This is a genomic window from Enterobacter sp. DC4 (assembly GCF_000568095.1).
GTDB lineage: Bacteria > Pseudomonadota > Gammaproteobacteria > Enterobacterales > Enterobacteriaceae > Enterobacter > Enterobacter pseudoroggenkampii.
In genome coordinates, this window is the sequence record NZ_AZUB01000005.1 from 268,189 (window position 1) to 289,589 (window position 21,401).

At 56.8% G+C, this 21,401-nt stretch carries 19 protein-coding genes and 1 pseudogene; 12 read left to right on the top strand and 8 right to left on the bottom strand.

All coding sequences use genetic code 11. The features are described from left to right. Positions 1 to 258: 258 nt before the first annotated feature. The 5 genes from P349_RS08240 to P349_RS08220 are packed head-to-tail and all read left to right on the top strand — an operon-like array spanning position 259 to position 4,920. Positions 259 to 1,071, top strand: coding sequence for an ABC transporter ATP-binding protein (locus P349_RS08240; protein ID WP_032650474.1), 813 nt, complete (start codon positions 259 to 261; stop codon positions 1,069 to 1,071). Next, positions 1,068 to 2,051, top strand: a complete 984-nt coding sequence (locus P349_RS08235) for a FecCD family ABC transporter permease (protein ID WP_032650255.1) — start codon at positions 1,068 to 1,070, stop codon at positions 2,049 to 2,051. Before P349_RS08240 ends, P349_RS08235 begins: the two co-directional genes overlap by 4 nt. Then, positions 2,048 to 3,088 (top strand): FecCD family ABC transporter permease, encoded by a 1,041-nt coding sequence (locus P349_RS08230; RefSeq protein WP_032650254.1) that lies wholly within the window; start codon positions 2,048 to 2,050, stop codon positions 3,086 to 3,088. Before P349_RS08235 ends, P349_RS08230 begins: the two co-directional genes overlap by 4 nt. A gap of 9 nt (positions 3,089 to 3,097) precedes the next feature. Next, the gene (locus P349_RS08225) at positions 3,098 to 4,048 is read left to right on the top strand and encodes an iron-siderophore ABC transporter substrate-binding protein (protein ID WP_032650472.1); all 951 of its coding nucleotides are present in this window, start codon (positions 3,098 to 3,100) and stop codon (positions 4,046 to 4,048) included. Then, on the top strand, positions 4,045 to 4,920 hold the full coding sequence (locus P349_RS08220; protein ID WP_032650253.1) for a MurR/RpiR family transcriptional regulator: 876 nt from the start codon (positions 4,045 to 4,047) through the stop codon (positions 4,918 to 4,920). Before P349_RS08225 ends, P349_RS08220 begins: the two co-directional genes overlap by 4 nt. Before the next feature lie 172 nt (positions 4,921 to 5,092). On the opposite strand, the gene P349_RS08215 is transcribed toward P349_RS08220, so the two are convergent. After that, positions 5,093 to 5,530 (bottom strand): hypothetical protein, encoded by a 438-nt coding sequence (locus tag P349_RS08215; protein ID WP_032650252.1) that lies wholly within the window; start codon positions 5,528 to 5,530, stop codon positions 5,093 to 5,095. Beyond that, a complete protein-coding gene (locus tag P349_RS08210) occupies positions 5,527 to 6,390 on the bottom strand; it encodes an endonuclease/exonuclease/phosphatase family protein (protein WP_032664156.1) in 864 nt (287 codons plus the stop codon). The genes P349_RS08215 and P349_RS08210 overlap by 4 nt, the downstream gene beginning before the upstream one ends. Before the next feature lie 113 nt (positions 6,391 to 6,503). Here P349_RS08210 and P349_RS27060 point away from each other — a divergent pair. Continuing rightward, a pseudogene (locus P349_RS27060) lies at positions 6,504 to 7,255 on the top strand (glycoside hydrolase family 88 protein); the annotation flags it as partial. A 203-nt stretch (positions 7,256 to 7,458) separates the two neighbouring features. Here the strand turns inward: P349_RS27060 and P349_RS08205 are convergent. The 4 genes from P349_RS08205 to qseB all read right to left on the bottom strand — a co-directional run bounded on the left by P349_RS08205 (position 7,459) and on the right by qseB (position 10,497). After that, the gene (locus P349_RS08205; protein ID WP_008502984.1) at positions 7,459 to 7,773 is read right to left on the bottom strand and encodes a putative quinol monooxygenase; all 315 of its coding nucleotides are present in this window, start codon (positions 7,771 to 7,773) and stop codon (positions 7,459 to 7,461) included. A 31-nt stretch (positions 7,774 to 7,804) separates the two neighbouring features. Then, entirely contained in the window at positions 7,805 to 8,386 is a 582-nt protein-coding gene (locus P349_RS08200; RefSeq protein ID WP_032650250.1) for an NAD(P)H-dependent oxidoreductase, read from the bottom strand. Between the two features lie 105 nt (positions 8,387 to 8,491). After that, positions 8,492 to 9,841: a quorum sensing histidine kinase QseC gene (qseC, locus tag P349_RS08195; protein ID WP_032650249.1), complete on the bottom strand. Its 1,350-nt coding sequence runs from the start codon at positions 9,839 to 9,841 to the stop codon at positions 8,492 to 8,494. Beyond that, positions 9,838 to 10,497: a quorum sensing response regulator transcription factor QseB gene (gene qseB, locus P349_RS08190; RefSeq protein ID WP_032650248.1), complete on the bottom strand. Its 660-nt coding sequence runs from the start codon at positions 10,495 to 10,497 to the stop codon at positions 9,838 to 9,840. Before qseB ends, qseC begins: the two co-directional genes overlap by 4 nt. Positions 10,498 to 10,635: 138 nt before the next feature. Between qseB and P349_RS08185 the strand changes: the two genes are divergently transcribed. The 5 genes from P349_RS08185 to P349_RS08165 all read left to right on the top strand — a co-directional run bounded on the left by P349_RS08185 (position 10,636) and on the right by P349_RS08165 (position 18,112). Next, a complete protein-coding gene (locus tag P349_RS08185; RefSeq protein ID WP_023344926.1) occupies positions 10,636 to 11,037 on the top strand; it encodes a YgiW/YdeI family stress tolerance OB fold protein in 402 nt (133 codons plus the stop codon). A 118-nt stretch (positions 11,038 to 11,155) separates the two neighbouring features. After that, on the top strand, positions 11,156 to 13,414 hold the full coding sequence (parC, locus tag P349_RS08180) for a DNA topoisomerase IV subunit A (RefSeq protein ID WP_032650247.1): 2,259 nt from the start codon (positions 11,156 to 11,158) through the stop codon (positions 13,412 to 13,414). 163 nt (positions 13,415 to 13,577) lie between these two features. Continuing rightward, on the top strand, positions 13,578 to 14,315 hold the full coding sequence (gene plsC / locus P349_RS08175) for a 1-acylglycerol-3-phosphate O-acyltransferase (RefSeq protein WP_024906505.1): 738 nt from the start codon (positions 13,578 to 13,580) through the stop codon (positions 14,313 to 14,315). Positions 14,316 to 14,373: 58 nt separating this feature from the next. Then, entirely contained in the window at positions 14,374 to 15,786 is a 1,413-nt protein-coding gene (ftsP, locus tag P349_RS08170; protein WP_032650246.1) for a cell division protein FtsP, read from the top strand. A 151-nt stretch (positions 15,787 to 15,937) separates the two neighbouring features. Further along, the gene (locus tag P349_RS08165; RefSeq protein WP_032650245.1) at positions 15,938 to 18,112 is read left to right on the top strand and encodes a YgiQ family radical SAM protein; all 2,175 of its coding nucleotides are present in this window, start codon (positions 15,938 to 15,940) and stop codon (positions 18,110 to 18,112) included. A 96-nt stretch (positions 18,113 to 18,208) separates the two neighbouring features. On the opposite strand, the gene dkgA is transcribed toward P349_RS08165, so the two are convergent. Then, positions 18,209 to 19,036 (bottom strand): 2,5-didehydrogluconate reductase DkgA, encoded by an 828-nt coding sequence (dkgA, locus tag P349_RS08160; RefSeq protein WP_032650244.1) that lies wholly within the window; start codon positions 19,034 to 19,036, stop codon positions 18,209 to 18,211. Positions 19,037 to 19,141: 105 nt separating this feature from the next. After that, on the bottom strand, positions 19,142 to 20,305 hold the full coding sequence (gene yqhD, locus P349_RS08155) for an alcohol dehydrogenase (protein ID WP_024906510.1): 1,164 nt from the start codon (positions 20,303 to 20,305) through the stop codon (positions 19,142 to 19,144). A gap of 195 nt (positions 20,306 to 20,500) precedes the next feature. Here yqhD and P349_RS08150 point away from each other — a divergent pair, with 195 nt between their 5' ends. Beyond that, a complete protein-coding gene (locus tag P349_RS08150; protein WP_032650243.1) occupies positions 20,501 to 21,400 on the top strand; it encodes an AraC family transcriptional regulator in 900 nt (299 codons plus the stop codon). Position 21,401: the final 1 nt, after the last annotated feature.

A 21,401-nucleotide genomic window follows, 5' to 3' on the forward strand; every position in this document is an offset into this window, starting at 1 on the left:
TGCAGGAATGTAGTAGTAAATGGAAAAAAGAAAAAATCGACTACAGCGTTTAAACGTGCGTTTAAGCGCAGCGGGATAACAATTAAACTCTTGAAAGTAATGTATTTTTAATCCATGGTGTGCTCTTTTTTTCTCAGGCTTACCCCTGGTTTCTTCAGGGCATTTCTTCTCTTGACTACTACATGACGCAGCGTCAAACTCTCAAAAGAGAATGAGTTTTATTTTTATTTGTTGTTTTTTCATTACGTTGGCGTTCACGTGGCTCACAACACACACAAACCGGGTCTGGTTCTGGAGAACCTCTCTGCGGGCTATCAGAAAAAAATCATCGTTGATGATATCTCCCTTGCCATCCCTTCGCAGAAAATGACGGTGCTGGTAGGGGCGAACGGCTGTGGGAAATCCACGCTGTTGAGCACTATCGCGCGGCTGCTGCAGCCGCTGGGGGGAACCGCGCTGCTGGACGGTAAAGCCATTCATGAGCAGCCCACCAAAGCGGTCGCCCGTCAGCTTGGCATTCTCCCGCAGTCTCCGCTGCTGCCGGAAGGGTTAACCGTTTTTGAACTGGTCTCGCGCGGGCGTTTTCCCTGGCAGAACTTTATGCGCCAGTGGAGCGATGAGGACGAGCGGGCGGTGGAAGAGGCCCTGCGTCTGACCGGCACGGCAGAGTTTGCCCATATGCCGGTGGAAAGCTTATCCGGCGGGCAGCGTCAGCGCTGCTGGATCGCCATGGCGCTGGCGCAGCAAACGCCGTATATCATGCTTGACGAGCCGACGACGTATCTCGATCTCCGCTACCAGGTGGAGATCCTGGAGCTGCTGCACGCACTGACCCGCCAGCACGGGCGTACCGTAGTGGTGGTGCTGCACGATCTCAACTTCGCCGTGAACTACGGTGATTCGCTGGTCTTTTTACGCCAGGGGAAAGTTGAAGGCGTATTGCATGAGGGCGATGCCTGCACGCCGGAGCTGATCAAAGCGGTGTTTGATGTGGACGTGCATATGTCCATCAACCCCTTGACCGGCAAACCGTTCTTTATGCCGTTTCGCCAGAGCTTTGAACAGCCATGATGCGTGCTTCCCTGGCCTTCCTGATTTTTACATTGCTGCTGGCGCTGGGCGCGATTATGCATCTTGGCATCGGGGCGCGGTTTATCCCTCCCCGAACGGTAGTAGAGGCATTCTTCCACTTCGACCCGCGCAATTTCGACCATAACATCATCATCAGACTACGACTGCTGCGCCTCTGCGCCGCGATGGTGACCGGCGCCGCGCTCGGCGTGGCGGGCGTGCTGCTACAGTCCGTGATCCGCAACCCGCTCGGCGAGCCGCATATTCTGGGGCTCAACGCCGGGGCCGCGCTGGCGGTAGTGATTACCAGCGCGCTTGGGCTGTCGCTGCCGTTTGGTCGCCCGCTGATTGCCGCCGCCGGTGCCGCCGCGCTGTTTCTGCTGGTGCTGATGTTCTCCTCGTCCGGTCGCACCGGGCTCACGCCGATGAAGGTCACCCTGTGCGGCGTGGCGATGTCGGCGTTTGCCTCGTCGATTACCGCCGCGGTGTTAATCCTGGATGAACAGACGCTGCTCGCCCTGCGCACCTGGCTGGCGGGCGATATCGCCGGAGTCAACGCGCAGACGCTCCAGAGCGCACTGTGGGCGGCATCCGCCGGTTTTGTTCTCGCTATCGGGCTGTCGCCCTCGCTCAACATGCTGGCGCTGGGCGACAGAATGGCCCAGGGGCTTGGCGTGTCGCTGCTGAAAACTCGCCTGCTTGCCCTGCTGGCCATCGCGCTGCTCTGCGGCGCGGCCGTCTCTGTCGCCGGACCGATTGGCTTTATCGGCCTTGTGGTGCCGCAGCTCATCCGCCGTCTGGTGTCGGTCGATTTACGCGTGATGGTGCCGCTGTCGGCCCTGTGCGGCGCGCTGGTACTGCTGCTGGCGGATATCGCTGCCCGCACGCTGTTAACCCCCTGGGAGCTGGCAACCGGCATCATGACGGCCCTGGTCGGCGCGCCCGTGTTCATCTTTATGACGTCGAGGATGTTCAAATGAACCGGGCCGGACTCCGCGCAATCCGTGTTGGTCGTTTATCGGCGCTGGTTCGTCCGAAGGCGCTGGCGTACCTGTCGCTTTTCGCGCTGGCGGCGCTAAGTCTGCTGGGCTTTGGCCTGACGCACGGTTCTCTGCCCATTCCCGCCTCTGCCATCGGGCGCGCGCTTTTTTCGCCTGAAAGTCTGACGGCCGAGACTCGCTACGTCGTGATGGACATCCGCCTGCCGCGCCTGCTGATGGCTGTGCTGTGCGGCGCGATGCTCGGTATGGCGGGTGCGGCGATGCAGTCCATCACCCGCAACGGTCTGGCTGACCCCGGGCTTATCGGCGTGAAGGAGGGCTGTAGCGCGGCGGTACTGCTGCTGATTTTTCAGTTCCCGGCGCTGAGCCTGGCCTGGCGTCCGCTGGTTGGCATGGCCGGCGGACTGCTTACCGCGCTGCTGGTCATCGCCCTGGCGCGCGATATCTCGCGTCCGCGGTTCATCCTGATCGGTATCGGCGTGTCATGGGCGTTTGCCGCGGCGATGGGCGTCTTTATGACCACCGCCGACGTGCGCGACGTGCAGACGGCGATGCTGTGGCTGGCGGGAAGCCTGCACGCGGCCAACTGGACGCTGGTAGGGCTGGCCGCGCTCTGGACGGCTCCCGCGTTTGCGCTGCTGCTGTTTACCGCGCGGGCCGCGGACGTGGCGTTGCTTGGCAATCAGGCCGCCGCAGGTCTTGGCGTGCGCACAACCCGGCTGGCGCTGCTGCGGGTTCTCGCCCCGGTGGTGCTGACGGCGGCCTGCGTCTCCTGCGTGGGCAGTATTGGCTTCGTGGGGCTGATTGCTCCGCACATGGCGCGCCTGCTGCTGCGCGGTGGGCAAACCGCGCTCCTGACGGGAAGCGCCGTGCTGGGCGCGCTGCTGGTGCTGCTGGCGGATAACGTCGGACGTCTGGCATTCCTCCCGCTGCAGCTGCCGGCGGGAATTGTGATTTCATTGATTGGCGGACCGTTTTTCCTGCTGCTGCTCTGGCAGCGTCGGGACAGATTTTAGGGGACTATGATGCGCATACTGTTTTCGATGCTGTTGCTGGTGGGGTTCGCGGTGAGCGCGGCGGAGCCGACGCAGGTATTTACCGACGATTTGGAACGCAGGGTCGTTGTGCCGGTTCATCCGAAGCGGATTGTTTCATTACACGATCTGGATATCACCATTCCGCTGATTGAGCTTGGCGTGCCACCGGTGGCGAGCCATGGCCGCACGCGGCCGGACGGCAGCCACTTTCTGCGCTCCAGCGGCATGCTGACCGGCGTCGACTTCGATAATTCCGATATCAAATTTATCGGCACGGCGGATATCGACATCGAAGCCATCGCCGCCGCAAAGCCTGACCTGATCGTTACCGAGCCGACGCGCAACACCCCGGTGGAACAGCTGGAAAAAATTGCCCCGACGGTAAGCATCGATCATCTCGACGGCGGCGCGCCGGAAATCTACCGCAAGCTGGCGCAGCTCACGGGAACGCAGGTGCGGCTCAAGGTTCTGGAGCGGCGCTATCAGGAGCAGATTAAGGCGCTGAAGGCGACAATTGATACCAGCAAGGTGACCGTGTCCGTGATCCAGGCTAATCAGGGGAAAATCAACGCCATGCACAGCTACCACTCGCTGGGTCGCGTGCTGCGCGACGCCGGATTCAAATTCCCGCCGCTGATTGAGTCCATCCCGGAAGGGGGGCGCATCGACGTCAGCGCCGAGCGTCTGCCGGAGCTGGATGCCGATTTCGTCTTCGCCACCTGGCGCGGGGATACGGGCGGTAAGCCGCAGGACGAGCTGGCGGCGATGGATGCGGTCATGCCGGGCTGGTGTCAGTTCCTGAATGCCTGCCGAACCGGGCACTACGTGCTGATCTCGCGTGAAGAGGCGATCTCGAATTCGTTCGCGTCATTAGGGCTGATGGCCGCGCAGGTACAGTCGCAGATTGCCGGGCGTCCGCTGCCGGAGGCGTCACGGTGATCCGAAGAGTCGATGTTTACGGTGAGCGATTCCGCTCGCGGGCGCATCAGCTGACGCCGCGTCTGCTGCAGGTCGCACGCTATATCCATGACAACCGCGAAGCGGTGATGGAGCAGACCGCCATGGAGATTGCCGCCGTATTGAAAACCTCGGACGCCACGGTAGTCCGAGCCATACAGGCGCTGGGGTTCGCCGGGCTGCGCGATCTCAAGCAGACGCTGGAGCAGTGGTTTGGCCCGGTGGTCACCTCCAGCGAAAAGATGTCCACCACGGTGAATACGCTCGCCAGCGACGTCAACGCGAGCATTGATTTCGTGCTTGAGGGGCATCAGCACACCTGCGAGGTGTTATCCGAGCCCCACAACCGCTACGCGATGGCGCAGGCGGTCTCTCTTCTGGCGCAGGCGAGGCAGGTCGCCATATTTGGTATTGGGGCCTCCGGCATTCTGGCCGAGTACACCGCCAGGCTGTTCAGCCGCATGGGATTACCCGCCACGCCGCTCAACCGTACCGGGATCGGGCTTGCCGAACAGCTGATTGCGCTTCAGCGCGGCGACGTGCTGGTGATGATGGCGCAGAAATCCGCGCACCGGGAGGGGCAAACCACCCTGCGTGAAGCAAAACGTCTGGGCATTCCCACCATCCTGCTGACCAACGCCCTTGATTCGCGTTTCAGTAAGGAGGCCAGCGTGGTGATCCACGTTCCGCGCGGTGGCGAAAAGGGCAAAATCCCGCTCCACGGCACGGTGCTGCTCTGTCTGGAGATGATCATTTTATCCGTCGCCTCCACCGAGCCGCAGCGCACCATCAAGTCGATGAAGCGCATCAACGAGCTACATCGCGGGTTAAAACCGGGGAAGAAAAGTGGTTGAATTTCACTCTTTCTTCTAACGATATAAAAATAGGTTGAGGCCTAAGAGAGAACTAATCGCTATTTTTCACCGGCGAGTGATATTGTTCTATCAAATTATAAATAAGAGTTCCTATTATTATTTGAGCCATAAATTGGAACTCTAAATGTATATTAGAACTTAGTTGTGTATGTTAAAAAGGTATTTCCTCATCATTATTTTCATTGTCGTTATATTCAGATGTAAGTAGTAACTTTATAATGAACCCTTCATTTGATACGAGACGCTCAAAAAAATCAACTAACTCATCAAGCGAATCGCACCTCATTGTTATTTCATTTTGATAATTAATCATTACAGGGAATATTCTTTCTTGGTGAAAGTAATAGAAGAATAATTGTTCGCTTGAGTTTGTTTTGATATTTGAGACATAGACGTTATGAATGAGATCATTGTCCCCATCGGTATGCTTTGTCGTAACAAATTTGATTTTGTTATTAAGGTTTGCACTTAGTTCCGAAAGTGTTGATTCTATTATAGACATGGCTCGAATTTTATCATTTAAAATATCACGAGCTTTATTTATGTTCGCTTTTATTAAGTTTGATAGTTTTTCTTTATTATCACTCATTTTCTTATCCTGCCATGTATCGGTATATGATCAAAAAAATCAGTAAAACTGAATCCTAACCCATTAAAACAACTATGTATCTCAGGTGAGTATATGTCTAACTTCCAAGATTTACCATACACAAATGCCGAAGAAAACATCATTTGATCGTAAGTTTTCCATTTGTCATAGTCGTCATCATGATAATAGTAACTACCAGAAAATGAATGTAATGATGTTCTACTATCTAAATTTCTCCAAAAAGGATTGTAAAGTATAGAAGGTGCGTCTAAAATTATATCAAGATCTTTTGTTGTTTGTAGCGTTTGTGTAATCTCTTTTTCAAATGGCTGACTGTTATAATCACCAAGTAGAATTATATGACTTTCACCATGTTTTATTTTGATATCTATTTTGTCACGCAATTTCCCTGCGCAATATTCTTTTTTTCCTTCACCTTGAAACATCGCGCTGTTCCAATGCGAAATGAATAATGAAACTTCTTCACCATCAAACAATGCGTCTATAATTGCTCCTATACGCAATTGTTGTCTGAAATTGCTTTTTTCGTTTATAAATTCAATGTTTTTTATGGATATTTTAGTTTCTTCGTATAATATGGCAAAGTCGTAATAAACACCAGAAACATGTTTTGTAACCATTAAGTGTTTTAAATAATTTTTTTTAGCGATATCTTCAATTAGTGGTTCGTCTTGATTATATACTTCACATAAAATGAAAAGATCCACCGGTCGCTCTGAGGTTATATTGTTTATAACGGCGTCAACTTTTTCATTAAATATTGGATCCACTGGTTTATTTATTGTTTTCTTTACCGGTGGTGTTAGTTTTGTATTCCACCAACAAATGTTAAGATCCATTATACATCAGTTCTCATTAGGACGTTATAGGCTATAAATTTAACGTATGATCCTGCTCATTAAAAGGGGAAAATGCGAAAGGTCATTTTCCACAAACAGCTTCTAGATCGCACCAGCAGTGGCTGGCGTGGGAGATGATCGGTTAAGAGAGATTGCACGCTATTGCCGAAAAACATGTGCGTCGCTGGCCTCCGCATTGCCGGATGTCATGATATTAACACCCGCGATTCAGGCTATCGGGATAAGCTCTCCTGCGTGACCGCCTGGAGACTGACCGCTAACTGCGAGGTTTGTAATTTCTCGCTACTGGCAACTGAGGCTCTGCAGGAGCGCTTTCACGAGAATACGAAGTATGGGGCTATCTCTCAGATCCGCAGCCGGCTAGGCGTATACTTATCGATTATAATATTAGCATACTGGGCTAGTAAGCAAATGGGCGATCCGCGCTTTGCCGATCCCGAAAAAGCGCTCATGATTCAGGAGAAGCTTACCTCGTTCGTGAAAAATCCTTCACGTTTCACAGTTACTATGTGCATGTGCAAACCCCATTCCCGCGCGACGGCTTTACGCAGCAGGGATATGCGGAAGATTCCTGCTTTCATGCGGGCAGACGTGGAGAATATATGATTTCATGCTTAGCTTTATCTATACCATTGATGAAACGATAGTTGGTCTCTCGAAGAGGCTGATGAACTACTTCCTTAAACTTCTGCCGGACGATTATGTTTGTCACTGGGGTCTGGCGCTGGTGGATACTGATGCGCTGCAAGAAGCTTCTTCTGTGGCGATTATGTCGTAGCTGATGAAGCGCTACCTGATGAGCAAGGACGAGAAAAGAAATGGGTTACTGAAACACTCGGTGTACTGCCTTGAGACCAATTAAGACGTGGATGAGTATGCGTGCTGTGGAGACCACTTCCACGTTGAGGTGCTGGGGTGCTTACGTAGAGCTGGAAAGTGTTAATGGTAGCCATAAAACAAAGCCCGGTGGCGCTAGCGCTTACCGGGCCTACGGTTCAGGTTTTGTAGGCCGGGTAAACGCAGTGCCACCCGGCAAATTCCACGAACTTAAACCCCTTGCTCCAGGATGCGGATGTGGGTTTCCAGCACGTCGCCCTTCACCGCGTCGCTCCACGCTTTCATGTGCGCGGTCTGCAGATGCGCTTCAAGATGCGCGACGGTTTCCCACTGCTCAACCATGATGATCGAGTCTGGCGCGGTCGCCTGGAAGCTGGCGTCAGTGGCGGCATCCACCATCGGCGCGTAGCCGTGGCAGCCTTCTTCTTTCAGTACGGTCGGGATAATTTTCGCGAACTGATCCAGCACCGCCTGGCGGTGATGTTGACCTGGACGAGTACGGATTTCTGCGATAACGGTAAGCATGTTTACTACTCCTTTAATTCCAGGCTACCAGTTAAGCAAAAATTTTCGCGAGATGCTTGCGATATTCTGCGATATAGCTCGGGACATCAGGCATTTTAATCACGTCGTTGACGATAAAGGTCGGCAGCGGATCCATGCCCAGGAACTGATTCGCCTTGTGGAACGGCAGATACGCACCGTCCACGCCCACGCCTTCGAAGAACTGATCTTTCTCGGTGAAGGCTTCCAGCGGCGCGTTCCAGGTCAGTGACAGCATATATTTTTTGCCCTGAATCAGACCGCCTGAACCGTATTTTTTGGACGCGTCAGAGCGGGTGCGGCCATCACTGGCATACAGTGAGCCGTGACCTTCGGTGAACACGTCGTCCATGTATTTTTTCACGGTCCACGGCGCGCCCATCCACCAGCCTGGCATCTGCCAGATCACCACGTCAGCCCACAGGAAGTTCTGCACTTCTGCTTTCACATCGTAGTTGCTGTCTGCACGCACGACCTTAACATCATGCCCGGCGTCGCGCAGGAAACCGTCCGCGACCTCGGTCAGGGTGTCATTCAGCAGGCCTTTAGAGTGCGCAAATTCTTTTGCACCGTTAATAATCAGAATGTTGCTCATTTTTTGTCCTCGACGATGAGAGTATGCCGGGTATTCTACGCGCGAGGACGGAGCGGAAAAATGAGCAAAATGTGCAAAGTCTTTTGCATTAAACGCAATAATTCCTTACCAGCTGGCCTTCGCTTCAAAACCACCTTCAGGGGCATTGCTCAGCGAGACGCGCATCCCGTGCAGCGCGGCGATGCGTTTTACGATGGATAATCCCAACCCGCTGCCCGTGGCATCCTGACCCGGCGGACGATAAAAGCGCTCGCCGATGCGCGCCAGCGCGTCCGGTGAAATCCCGGGACCGTTGTCGCGCACGCTAAAGCTACGCGCGTCCAGCGTCACGTCCACCACGCTGCCGTGCGGGCTGTAGCGAATCGCGTTATCCAGCAGGTTGCGCACCAGCAGGCTCAGGAGCAGCGGCTGGCCCGTACGTGTAACCTCTGGTGCATGGATATTCAGGCGAACATCAATGCCCGCCTGCTGCGCCGGATGCCAGATATCCAGCACCGCCGACTGCAGTAGATCGGCAAGCGTTATAGGTTCGACATCGTCCAGGTTGTCCAGCGTATCCAGACGCGACAGCGTGAGGAGCTGGTCCACCAGCCGGGAAGCGCGGTCGATTCCCGCATGCAGTTGCATCAGCGCCTTTTCCCGCGCCTGCGGATCGTCATGAGAGAGCTGCGCCACGTCAGTTTGTACCTTAAGGGCCGCCAGCGGGCTGCGCAGCTCGTGGGCCGCATCGGACGTAAAGCGGCGCTCGCGGGTCATCATCTCCTGGGTGCGCGCGAAGAGGTGATTCAGCGCGTCGAGCAGGGGGCGTACTTCTGTTGGTACGCCCTCCGTCGGCAGGTTATCTGTGGCGTCCGGCGAGCGGGAGCGCAGGGTCTGTGCCAGCTTTTTCAGTGGCTTCAGCTCCCGACTGAGGAGGAGAACCAGCAGCAGCAACATCACGGGCAGCGCCACCAGCCAAGGGGTCAGCTGTGAGCTGACCACGTCCAGCGCCATATCCTGGCGGTACTCCCACTCCTGACCGACCACCACGCGGTACTTCCCGTCGGGTGAGGTCAGCCACAGGAAACGCCATTCGTCGTTGTCGTCCTGGAGCTGCCCGTTAGCAAACCCGTCGCGGCGATAGTGGTACGGAATATCGCGCCCGTTCTCTCCGTCGTTGAGGAGCATTTTGCCGTCGACAGCGTAAATGGCGAAAGCCAGCGCGTCGTCATCCAGACGACCATGCTTCACTTTTTTGGGGATCTCACGCATGCGTTCGGGGGCGCGGATCTCGTCAAGATCCATCGTCAGCAGCCGTTTGGCAAACAGCATCTGCTGCGTGTCGAAGAGCTTATCCAGCTTGTGGGTGGTCTGCTGCCAGGCCACCAGGCTGGCGGCAAACCATGCCGTCAGGGAAAGCGCTAAAAAAAGGAGCGTCAGGCGCAGCTTCAGGCTCAGGCGTTGCGTCAGCTTCATGCGTCACCCAGGATATAGCCGATGCCGTGCACGGTGCGGATAAACTCGCTGCCAAGCTTGCGGCGCAGATGATGAACGTGGACTTCGATGGCGTTGCTGGAGACGTCATCGTCCCAGGTATAAAGCTTTTCCTCGATAAGCTTTCGCGGCAGCACCCGGCCCGCGTTACGCATTAACAGCTCCAGCAGCGCGAACTCTTTCGGCTTCAGCGTCAGCGGCTCACCGTCCAGCGTGGCGACGAGTCGGGTCGGATCGAGCGTGACCTTGCCGTGGCGTAGCTCGCTATGCGTCTGGCCGTGGCTGCGGCGGACCAGCGCCTCAAGGCGGGCACCCACTTCAATCAGCGCGAACGGCTTACAGAGATAATCATCCGCGCCAAGACGCAGCCCCTCCACGCGCTGGTTAAGCGCATCCCGCGCGGTCAGGATCAATACCGGCTCGCTGCGCCCGCTTTCGCGCCACGCGCGCAGGATGTCCAGACCGTCGATTTCCGGCAGCGTCAGATCCAGCACCACGGCATCATAGGGCGCAGAAGCGAGCGCGGCCTGACCGGTTTTACCGTCGGTAAACCAGTCCACGCTAAAGCCCATTTTGCTTAACCCCGCCTTGATACCGTCACCGATTAACCTGTCGTCTTCTACCAGTAAAATGCGCATGTTCCCTCCTTGATGCCGTCAGTAAACCCTCTGTAAGCGCCTGCTGTACAGCAATAATAAATAAATTTTTCCCTTAAGAAGTTGTTAAGGATTACCCTGTTTAATGGACTGCGAAACCAGATTAAAGGGAGAGTTAATATGAAAAAATTCGCTGCTATTGCCGCCATCATGATGATGACCACTGCCCCCGTTTTTGCCGCGCAGGGCGGATTTAACGGCCCGTCTGCCGCACAGACCCAGACCCAAACGCAGGCAGGCGGTTTTGTCGATAATGATGCCAACCTCACCACCGCGGTGAAGGTGAAAGAGATGAAGGACGACAGCTGGGTGAAGCTGCGCGGGAACATCACCCAGCGCCTGTCCGATGACCGCTACACCTTCCGCGATGAGACCGGCACGGTGAACGTGGAAATTGACCACAAGCGCTGGAACGGCGTGACCGTCACCCCTCAGGATAAAGTGGAAATCCAGGGCAAGGTCGATAAAGAGTGGAACGATTTTGAAATCGACGTGAAGCAGGTCATTAAGCTGAACAAATAACCCGGAAAGGGCCGCATAAGCGGCCCTTTTTCTTTGTGACTCAACTCGCCAGATAAGGTAGTATCTGCGGCAATATTGCCTGAAACCCTTCGGTTTCTGAGTTGAGGAATCACACGTAATGAGCGATATGGCAGAGCGCCTCGCGCTACATGAATTCACGGAAAACGCCTACCTGAACTACTCCATGTACGTCATCATGGACAGGGCGTTGCCGTTTATCGGGGATGGTCTGAAGCCCGTTCAGCGCCGCATCGTCTATGCGATGTCCGAGCTGGGGCTGAACGCCACCGCCAAGTTCAAGAAATCCGCCCGTACCGTCGGTGACGTGCTGGGTAAATACCATCCGCACGGCGACAGCGCCTGTTATGAAGCGATGGTGCTGATGGCCCAGCCGTTCTCTTACCGCTACCCGCTGGTGGATGGCCAGGGGAACTGGGGGGCGCCGGACGATCCGAAATCCTTCGCGGCGATGCGTTATACCGAATCCCGTCTGTCTAAATATGCCGAAGTGCTGCTGGGCGAGCTGGGTCAGGGGACCGTTGACTGGGTACCGAACTTCGACGGTACGCTGCAGGAGCCGAAGATGCTGCCTGCGCGTCTGCCGAATATCCTGCTGAACGGCACCACCGGTATTGCGGTCGGTATGGCGACGGACATTCCGCCGCACAACCTGCGTGAAGTGGCGAAAGCCGCCATCACCCTGATCGAGCAGCCGAAAGCCTCGCTCGACGATCTGCTGGATATCGTGCAGGGTCCGGATTTCCCGACCGAAGCCGAAATCATTACCTCGCGTGCGGAAATCCGCAAAATCTACCAGAACGGTCGCGGCTCCGTGCGCATGCGCGCGGTGTGGAATAAAGAAGACGGCGCCGTGGTGATCACCGCGCTGCCGCATCAGGTTTCCGGTGCCAAAGTGCTGGAGCAGATCGCCTCCCAGATGCGCAATAAAAAGCTGCCGATGGTGGACGACCTGCGCGACGAGTCTGACCACGAGAACCCGACCCGTCTGGTGATCGTGCCGCGCTCCAACCGCGTGGACATGGAGCAGGTGATGAATCACCTGTTTGCCACCACCGATCTGGAAAAAAGCTACCGCATCAACCTGAACATGATCGGACTCGACGGACGCCCGGCGGTGAAAAACCTGCTGGAGATCCTCACCGAATGGCTGACGTTCCGCCGCGATACGGTCCGCCGTCGTCTGAACCATCGTCTGGAGAAAGTGCTTAAGCGCCTGCATATCCTCGAAGGTTTGCTGGTGGCGTTCCTCAATATCGACGAGGTGATTGAAATCATCCGTACCGAGGACGAGCCGAAGCCCGCCCTGATGTCGCGCTTTGGCATCAGCGAAACCCAGGCTGAAGCGATCCTCGAGCTGAAGCTGCGCCATCTCGCCAAACTGGAAGAGATGAAGATCCGCGGCGAGCAGAACGAGCTGGAAAAAGAGCGCGATCAGCTGCAGGCGATCCTCGCGTCCGAACGCAAGATGAACACCCTGCTGAAGAAAGAGCTGCAGGCCGATGCCGATGCCTTCGGCGACGACCGTCGTTCTCCGCTGCACGAGCGCGAAGAAGCGAAGGCGATGAACGAGCACGACATGCAGCCGTCCGAGCCGGTGACCATTGTCCTGTCGCAGAGCGGCTGGGTGCGCAGCGCCAAAGGCCACGATATCGACGCGCCGGGGCTCAGCTATAAAGCGGGCGACAGCTTCAAAGCGGCGGTGAAAGGGAAGAGCAACCAGCCGGTGGCGTTTATCGACTCCACCGGCCGCAGCTACGCCATCGACCCGATCACGCTGCCTTCCGCGCGCGGGCAGGGCGAGCCGCTCACCGGCAAGCTGACGCTGCCGCCGGGGGCGACGGTTGACCATATGCTGATGGAAGCCGATGAGCAGAAGCTGCTGCTGGCGTCCGATGCGGGCTACGGCTTTATCTGTACCTTTAACGATCTGGTTTCCCGCAACCGTGCCGGTAAGGCGCTGATTAGCCTGCCGGACAACGCTCACGTGATGGCGCCGCTGGTGATTGAGAACGAAAGCGACATGCTGCTGGCGATCACCACCGCCGGACGTATGCTGATGTTCCCGGTCAGCGATCTGCCGGAGCTGTCAAAAGGCAAGGGCAACAAGATCATCAACATTCCGTCGGCGGAGGCCGCGAAAGGCGAAGATGGCCTGGCGCACCTCTTCCTCCTGCCGCCGCAGAGCACGCTGACCATTCACGTCGGCAAGCGCAAAATCAAGCTTCGTCCGGAAGAGTTGCAGAAAGTGGTGGGTGAGCGCGGTCGCCGCGGCTCGCTGATGCGCGGTCTGCAGCGTATTGATCGCGTGGAGATTGACTCTCCTGCGCGCAGCACCGCGGGTGACAGCGAAGAGTAATGTCGTGATATCCCCCTCTGTCCGGAGGGGGAATTTCAATAAAATTTCCCGTAAAATCGTTGTTAATTCGTGCGTTGCGATTAACAATACGCGCTCGTAATAAAGTCCTTACCTGGCCACAGGTGAAGTATAATTGTCAGCTGTTGGGGCTTCAGAGGTCGCTATGCTATATATTGTTCGTCTTATTCTTACCGTTATCTACTGCATCCTGGTCTGTATTTTCGGCTCTATCTATTGCCTGTTCAGCCCGCGTAATCCGAAGCATGTCGCCACCTTTGGCCATATGTTCGGGCGCCTTGCGCCGCTGTTTGGTCTTAAAGTTGAAAAACGTCTGCCGGAAGGGGCAGAGAATTTCGGTAACGCCATCTATATCGCCAACCATCAGAACAACTACGATATGGTGACGGCCTCTAATATCGTGCTTCCACCGACCGTGACGGTGGGCAAAAAAAGCCTGCTGTGGATCCCGTTTTTTGGTCAGCTGTACTGGCTCACCGGTAACCTGCTGATCGACCGTAATAACCGTGCAAAAGCGCACAGCACCATTGCGGAAGTGGTGAATCATTTTAAAAAGCGCAAAATTTCAATCTGGATGTTCCCGGAAGGGACGCGCAGCCGTGGCCGCGGCCTGCTGCCGTTTAAAACCGGTGCGTTTCATGCCGCAATTGCGGCAGGTGTTCCAATTATTCCTGTGTGCGTTTCCAATACTTCGAATAAGATTAATCTTAACCGCCTGAATAACGGGCTGGTGATTGTCGAAATGCTGCCACCCGTCGATACCAGCAAATACGGTAAAGATCAGGTGCGCGAGCTGGCCGCGCACTGCCGTGATCTGATGGCTGAGCATATTGCGCTGCTCGACAAAGAAGTCGCAGAGAGAGAAGCCGCCGGTAAGATTTAATCCGGCGTTGAAGGGAAAACGAATTCCCGCGTTGTTAGTCGTTTCAGATGGAGCTTATATGTCACTCAGTCGGCGTCAGTTTATTCAGGCTTCGGGGATCGCCCTCTGTGCGGGTGCGATGCCGCTGACAGCCAGCGCCGCCGGGCAGCAACAGCCGCTGCCTATTCCGCCACTCATTGAATCCCGTCGCGGTCAGCCGCTTTTCCTGACGCTGCAGCGCAGCCACTGGTCCTTTACCCAGGGGACGCGTGCGCCGGTCTGGGGCATTAACGGACGTTACCTTGGGCCGACCATACGCGTGTGGAATGGCGATGACGTAAAGCTCATCTACAGTAACCGTACCCCTGAAAATGTCGCCATGACCATCAGCGGCCTGCAGGTGCCTGGCCCGCTGATTGGCGGCGCGGCGCGAATGATGTCACCCAGCGCCGACTGGGCGCCCGTTCTGCCAATTCGCCAGAGCGCGGCAACCCTGTGGTATCACGCCAACACGCCTAACCGCACGGCGCAGCAGGTCTATAACGGCCTGGCCGGCATGTGGCTGGTGGAAGATGAGGTCAGCAAATCCCTGCCGATCCCGAACCACTACGGCGTGGATGACTTCCCGATTATCATCCAGGACAAACGTCTGGATAATTTCGGTACGCCGGAATACAGCGAACCGGGCAGCGGCGGCTTCGTTGGCGATACGCTGCTGGTAAACGGCGCGCAGAGCCCGTATGTCGAAGTGTCCCGTGGTTGGGTGCGCCTGCGTCTGCTCAACGCGTCTAACTCGCGCCGCTATCAGCTGAAAATGAGTGACGGCCGTCCACTGCACGTAATTTCCGGCGATCAGGGCTTTTTACCGGCGCCGGTTTCCGTCAAACAGCTGGCGCTCTCGCCGGGTGAACGTCGCGAAGTGCTTATTGATATGACCAATGGGGATGAAGTGTCTGTCACCTGCGGCGAAGCGGCCAGCATTGTTGACCGTATTCGCGGGTTCTTTGAACCGTCGAGCATACTTGTCTCGACCCTGGTGCTGACCCTGCGTCCAACCGGTCTGCTGCCGCTGGTGACCGACAGCCTGCCAATGCGTCTTCTGCCGCAGGAGATCATGAGCGGCTCGCCGGTGCGCAGCCGTGATATCAGCCTGGGCGACGATCCGGGGATCAACGGCGCGCTGTGGGACGTTAACCGCATCGACATCACCGCGCAGCAGGGCACCTGGGAGCGCTGGACGGTTCGCTCGGATATGCCGCAGTCGTTCCATATTGAAGGGGTGTCATTCCTGATCCGCAACGTCAACGGCGCGATGCCGTTCCCGGAAGATCGCGGCTGGAAAGATACCGTCTGGGTGGACGGTCAGGTTGAACTGCTTGTCTACTACGGCCAGCCTTCGTGGCCGCACTTCCCGTTCCTGTTCCACAGCCAGACGCTGGAGATGATGGACAGGGGCTCGGTAGGGCAGATGCTGATCAATCCGGCACCGTAAAACGAGTCGGGTGGCGGCTTCGCCTTACCCGACCTACAGGCCCGTAGGCCCGGTAAGCGTAGCGCCACCGGGCAATAAATACCCCTTCATTTCCCACATTGATCCAGCGTATAATCCCGCTCCTTTTGTCTATTTTTTCTTCGGAAGCATTATGAGCGCAATTTCCCTGATCCAGCCGGATCGTGACCTCTTCTCCTGGCCCCAGTACTGGGCGGCCTGCTTTGGACCGGCGCCGTTCCTGCCGATGTCCCGGGAAGAGATGGACCAACTGGGCTGGGACAGCTGCGACATTATTCTGGTCACGGGCGATGCCTACGTTGACCACCCGAGCTTCGGCATGGCCATCTGTGGCCGTATGCTTGAGGCGCAGGGCTTCCGTGTGGGGATCATCTCCCAGCCTGACTGGAACAGCAAAGACGACTTTATGCGTCTGGGTAAACCCAACCTGTTCTTCGGCGTGACCGCAGGCAACATGGACTCGATGATCAACCGCTATACCGCCGACCGTAAGCTGCGTCATGACGACGCCTACACGCCGGATAACGTGGCGGGTAAACGCCCCGACCGCGCGACCCTCGTCTATACCCAGCGCTGCAAAGAAGCCTGGAAAGACGTCCCGGTGATCCTGGGCGGCATCGAAGCGAGCCTGCGCCGTACCGCGCACTACGATTACTGGTCTGATACCGTTCGCCGCTCGGTGCTGGTGGACTCCAAAGCCGACATGCTGATTTACGGCAACGGCGAGCGTCCGCTGGTGGAAGTGGCGCACCGTCTGTCGCAGGGCGAGCCGGTGAGCAGCATCCGTGACGTGCGCAATACCGCCATCATGGTGAAAGAGGCGCTGCCGGGCTGGCGCGGTGTGGATTCCCGCATCATTGACATGCCGGGCAAAATCGACCCGATCCCACACCCGTACGGTGAAGATCTGCCGTGTGCGGATAACAAACCGGTTGAGCCGAAAAAAGCGGAAGCGAAGGCTATCGTCGTGCAGCCGCCGCGCCCAAAACCGTGGGAAAAGACCTATGTGCTGCTGCCGTCCTACGAGAAGGTGAAAGCCGACAAGGTGCTCTACGCGCACGCGTCCCGTATTCTGCACCATGAAACCAACCCGGGCTGCGCCCGCGCGCTGATGCAGAAGCACGGCGAGCGCTTTATCTGGATCAACCCGCCGGCGATCCCGCTCTCCACCGAAGAGATGGACAGCGTCTTTGCGCTGCCGTACAAGCGCGTGCCGCACCCGGCGTACGGCAACGCCCGCATCCCGGCGTATGAGATGATCCGTTTCTCGATCAACATCATGCGCGGCTGCTTCGGCGGATGCTCCTTCTGCTCCATTACCGAGCACGAAGGCCGTATTATCCAGAGCCGTTCGGAAGAGTCGATCATCAATGAGATCGAAGCGATTCGCGACACGGTGCCGGGCTTTACCGGCGTGATTTCTGACCTCGGTGGCCCAACCGCCAACATGTACATGCTGCGCTGCAAGTCGCCGCGCGCAGAGCAAACCTGTCGTCGCCTCTCCTGCGTCTATCCGAGCATTTGCGAGCACATGGACACCAACCACGAGCCGACGATCAACCTCTACCGCCGCGCGCGCGATCTGAAGGGCATCAAGAAGATCCTCATCGCGTCCGGGGTGCGTTATGACATCGCCGTGGAAGATCCGCGCTATATCAAAGAGCTGGCGACGCACCACGTCGGCGGCTATCTGAAGATTGCGCCGGAGCATACCGAAGAAGGCCCGCTGTCGAAGATGATGAAGCCGGGCATGGGCAGCTATGACCGCTTTAAAGAGCTGTTCGACACCTATTCGAAGCAGGCGGGCAAAGAGCAGTATCTGATCCCGTACTTCATCTCCGCCCACCCGGGCACTCGCGATGAGGACATGGTGAACCTGGCGCTGTGGCTGAAGCAGCGTCGCTTCCGCCTGGATCAGGTGCAGAACTTCTATCCATCACCGCTCGCCAACTCGACGACCATGTATTACACCGGCAAGAACCCGCTGAGTAAGATTGGCTATAAGAGTGAAGAGGTGGTGGTGCCGAAAGGGGATAAACAGCGTCGTCTGCACAAGGCGCTGCTGCGTTACCACGATCCGAAAAACTGGCCGCTGATCCGCCAGGCGCTGGAAGAGATGGGTAAAAAACACCTGATCGGCTCGCGCCGCGACTGTCTGGTACCGGCCCCGACGCTGGAGGAGATGCGCGAAGCGCGTCGCCAGAACCGCAATACGCGCCCGGCGCTGACCAAGCACACGCCGATTGTGCACCAGCGTTCGAACGGTGGGGCGGGAACGAAGAAGAACGTAAAACGTAAGATCGGTTAAACCTGTAACAATGCCCGGTGGCGCTGCGCTTACCGGGCCTACAGGTCAGCGCGTAGGCCGGGTAAGGCGCAGCCGCCACCCGGCTTTTTTACGCACTTAACCGCCAAACTGATCCGGGTCCGGCCCAAGCCGCTTACCCTTATCCAGCTTCGCAATCTCACCCAGCTCGTCTTTGTCCAGACGGAAATCCCAGACGTCGAAGTTCTCGGCGATGCGCGACGGCGTGACCGATTTCGGTATCACCACCAGGCCGTTGTCCAGATGCCAGCGAATGACGATCTGCGCCGGGCTTTTGCCGTATTTATCCGCCAGTTCGCGAATAATTTTTTGATCGAACACGCCCTGGCCACCCTGCGCCAGCGGACTCCAGGACTCGGTCTGGATTTTATGCGTGGCGTTCCAGGCATGAAGCTGCCGCTGCTGCATCAGCGGGTGCAGCTCGATCTGGTTGATGACAGGCGCAATACCCGTCTCGTCAATCAGCCGCTGCAGGTGATGAACCTGGAAATTACAGACGCCGATGCTTTTCACCAGCCCCTCTTTCTGCAGTTCAATCATCCCTTTCCAGGCATCAACGTAGTGATCGATAGCCGGAACCGGCCAGTGCATCAGCCAGAGATCGACGAAGTCGAGCTGGAGTTTTTCCAGGCTCTCTTCCAGGGCTTCGCGGGGACGTTTTTGGTCGTCGTTCCAGAGTTTAGTGGTGATGAACAACTCATCGCGAGGGACACCGGCGCTGGCCAGTGCGGTACCCACGCCGTCCTCGTTTTTGTACGCGGCGGCGGTGTCAATCGACCGGTAGCCGACTTCCAGGGCTTTATGAATGGCGGAGACGACCTCGTCGTTACCGGCTTTCCATACACCTAGCCCCAGTTGGGGCATCACGTTGCCGTCCTGCAGCTTGATTACGGTTTGGTTTGCCATTTTTCCTCCTTCAGGTGCGCATCGCCGGAGGGTTCCTCCGGCGATGGGGTGTGCATTAAGTCTGGACGAAATGTCAAAAAACGAAAGTCGGGGGGACAAAAACGCTTAGCGTGCCGCCTCGTAAATACGACGGCTGACGTCCAGCGTGATGTCGCCGTGCTCGCCCAGATGGGTCATACCGTGCTCTTCGAGTTTCGCCAGCAGGGCAGGGATAGAGCTGCCGTCCAGGCCGTAGCCAGACAGACGCGTTGGCACGCCCAGACCTTCAAAGAAGCTGCGGGTCGCTTCGATGGCGGCATCAATACGCGCATCGTCAGAACCCTCGGTGATGTTCCACACGCGTTCAGCGTACTGCAGCAGTTTGGCGCGTTTAGTGTCGCGTTTTTCGTTCCACAGGGCAGGCAGCACAACGGCCAGCGTCTGAGCATGGTCCAGACCGTGCATCGCCGTCAGCTCGTGGCCCAGCATGTGGGTTGCCCAGTCCTGCGGCACGCCAGCCCCGATCAGGCCGTTCAGCGCCTGCGTGGCGGCCCACATTACGTTGGCGCGAACGTCGTAGTTTTCCGGCTCTTTCAGCGCTTTCGGACCTTCTTCGACGAGCGTCAGCAGAATGCCTTCCGCGAAGCGATCCTGAATTTTGGCATTCACCGGATACGTGACGTACTGCTCAACGGTATGAACAAAGGCGTCGACCACGCCGTTCGCCACCTGACGCGCAGGCAGGGTGTAGGTGTAAACCGGGTCCAGAATGGCGAACACAGGCTGAACGTGTTCGTTCATGAAGGCCTGCTTGTCACCGGTGGTTTTACGGGAGATCACCGCGCCCTTGTTGGATTCAGAACCGGTGGCCGGCAGGGTCAGCACGGAGCCCATCGGGATAGCGCTTTTGATGTCGCTGCCGCGGGTTTCCAGAATGTGCCATGGATCGATGCCGTCAGCGTAGTGCGCTGCCGCCGCGATGAATTTGGTACCGTCCAGCACGGAGCCGCCGCCGACCGCCAGCAGGAAGGTGATGTTTTCTTCGCGGGCGATTTTCACCGCGTTCATCAGCGTTTCGTAAGACGGGTTTGGCTCGATGCCGCCGAACTCACGCACGTCCAGACCGTCCAGCGCGCTGTAAACCTGATCCAATACGCCGGTTTTTTTCACGCTGCCGCCACCGTAGGTGATCAGCACGCGGGCGTCAGCAGGGATCTGCGCGCGCAGATCGGCGATAGCGTCTTTACCAAACAGAATGCGGGTTGGGGTGTGAAGATTAAAGTTGTTCATTGCTCGTTCCCTTTAGTGGGTGAAAAACCGTGGTGGCGCAGAGGGCGACCTGATGCTGCTCATTGTGGCCGCCCGGGGCTACGCCCTCAATGCACATTCCTGCCGATGTCTTGCCCATTTCTACAGAGCGCTGGAGAAAGCGCGGAAAACAACGCACACTGTCAACGTCGAAAAACGCACCCGGAGTAACGCAAGATGAACCGTGAGGCTATCTGCCAGCAGCTCACTGCGCAGATTAAAAGACTGATAGATAACGAAAATGGCGTCAGTGGCCTGCTTCCTGATATTCGCCTGCTTTATGGCACGCAGCCCGGGACGCGCACGCCGGTCATGTATCAGCCGGGCATCGTTTTTCTCTTCTCGGGCCATAAAATTGGCTATATCAACGAGCGCGTGTTCCGCTACGACACCAATGAATATCTGCTTCTGACGGTACCTTTACCCTTTGAATGTGAAACCTTCGCGACAGAGGCGGTTCCGCTGGCGGGTATTCGCGTCAATGTCGATATTCTCCAGCTGCAGGAGCTGCTGATGGAGATAGGTGAAGACGAGTTCTTCCAGCCTTCGATGGCTTCGAGCGGGATTAACTCGGCGACGCTGTCGGAAGAGATCCTCTGCGCCATTGAGCGTCTGCTGGACGTGATGGAGAGGCCGCTGGACGCGCGCATTCTGGGCAAGCAGATTATCCGCGAAATTCTCTACCACGTGCTGCTGGGCCCGGGGGGCGGAGCGTTACTGGCCCTGGTGAGCCGACAGACCCACTTCAGTCTGATAAGCCGCGTGCTCAAGCGTATCGAGAGCCAGTACACGGAAAACCTCAGCGTCGACCAGCTGGCGGCGGAAGCGAACATGAGCGTCTCGGCGTTTCACCATAATTTTAAATCGGTGACCAGCACCTCGCCGCTGCAGTACCTTAAAACCTACCGGCTGCATAAGGCGCGGATGCTGATGATCCACGACGGTATGAAGGCCAGCGCGGCGGCGATGCGGGTGGGCTACGAAAGTGCGTCGCAGTTCAGTCGGGAGTTTAAGCGCTATTTCGGCGTTACGCCGGGAGAGGATGCGTCACGTATAAGAACGATGCAGGGAGTCTGAC

Excerpts from the sequence above, each read along its gene's own strand:
- P349_RS08235 (WP_032650255.1), top strand. The coding sequence starts at position 1,068 with ATGATGCGTGCTTCCCTGGCCTTCCTGATTTTTACATTGCTGCTGGCG.
- P349_RS08230 (WP_032650254.1), top strand. The coding sequence starts at position 2,048 with ATGAACCGGGCCGGACTCCGCGCAATCCGTGTTGGTCGTTTATCGGCG.
- P349_RS08225 (WP_032650472.1), top strand. The coding sequence starts at position 3,098 with ATGCGCATACTGTTTTCGATGCTGTTGCTGGTGGGGTTCGCGGTGAGC.
- P349_RS08215 (WP_032650252.1), bottom strand. The coding sequence starts at position 5,530 with ATGAGTGATAATAAAGAAAAACTATCAAACTTAATAAAAGCGAACATA.
- P349_RS08210 (WP_032664156.1), bottom strand. The coding sequence starts at position 6,390 with ATGGATCTTAACATTTGTTGGTGGAATACAAAACTAACACCACCGGTA.
- P349_RS08205 (WP_008502984.1), bottom strand. The coding sequence starts at position 7,773 with ATGCTTACCGTTATCGCAGAAATCCGTACTCGTCCAGGTCAACATCAC.
- P349_RS08200 (WP_032650250.1), bottom strand. The coding sequence starts at position 8,386 with ATGAGCAACATTCTGATTATTAACGGTGCAAAAGAATTTGCGCACTCT.
- qseC (WP_032650249.1), bottom strand. The coding sequence starts at position 9,841 with ATGAAGCTGACGCAACGCCTGAGCCTGAAGCTGCGCCTGACGCTCCTT.
- qseB (WP_032650248.1), bottom strand. The coding sequence starts at position 10,497 with ATGCGCATTTTACTGGTAGAAGACGACAGGTTAATCGGTGACGGTATC.
- P349_RS08185 (WP_023344926.1), top strand. The coding sequence starts at position 10,636 with ATGAAAAAATTCGCTGCTATTGCCGCCATCATGATGATGACCACTGCC.
- parC (WP_032650247.1), top strand. The coding sequence starts at position 11,156 with ATGAGCGATATGGCAGAGCGCCTCGCGCTACATGAATTCACGGAAAAC.
- plsC (WP_024906505.1), top strand. The coding sequence starts at position 13,578 with ATGCTATATATTGTTCGTCTTATTCTTACCGTTATCTACTGCATCCTG.
- ftsP (WP_032650246.1), top strand. The coding sequence starts at position 14,374 with ATGTCACTCAGTCGGCGTCAGTTTATTCAGGCTTCGGGGATCGCCCTC.
- P349_RS08165 (WP_032650245.1), top strand. The coding sequence starts at position 15,938 with ATGAGCGCAATTTCCCTGATCCAGCCGGATCGTGACCTCTTCTCCTGG.
- dkgA (WP_032650244.1), bottom strand. The coding sequence starts at position 19,036 with ATGGCAAACCAAACCGTAATCAAGCTGCAGGACGGCAACGTGATGCCC.
- yqhD (WP_024906510.1), bottom strand. The coding sequence starts at position 20,305 with ATGAACAACTTTAATCTTCACACCCCAACCCGCATTCTGTTTGGTAAA.
- P349_RS08150 (WP_032650243.1), top strand. The coding sequence starts at position 20,501 with ATGAACCGTGAGGCTATCTGCCAGCAGCTCACTGCGCAGATTAAAAGA.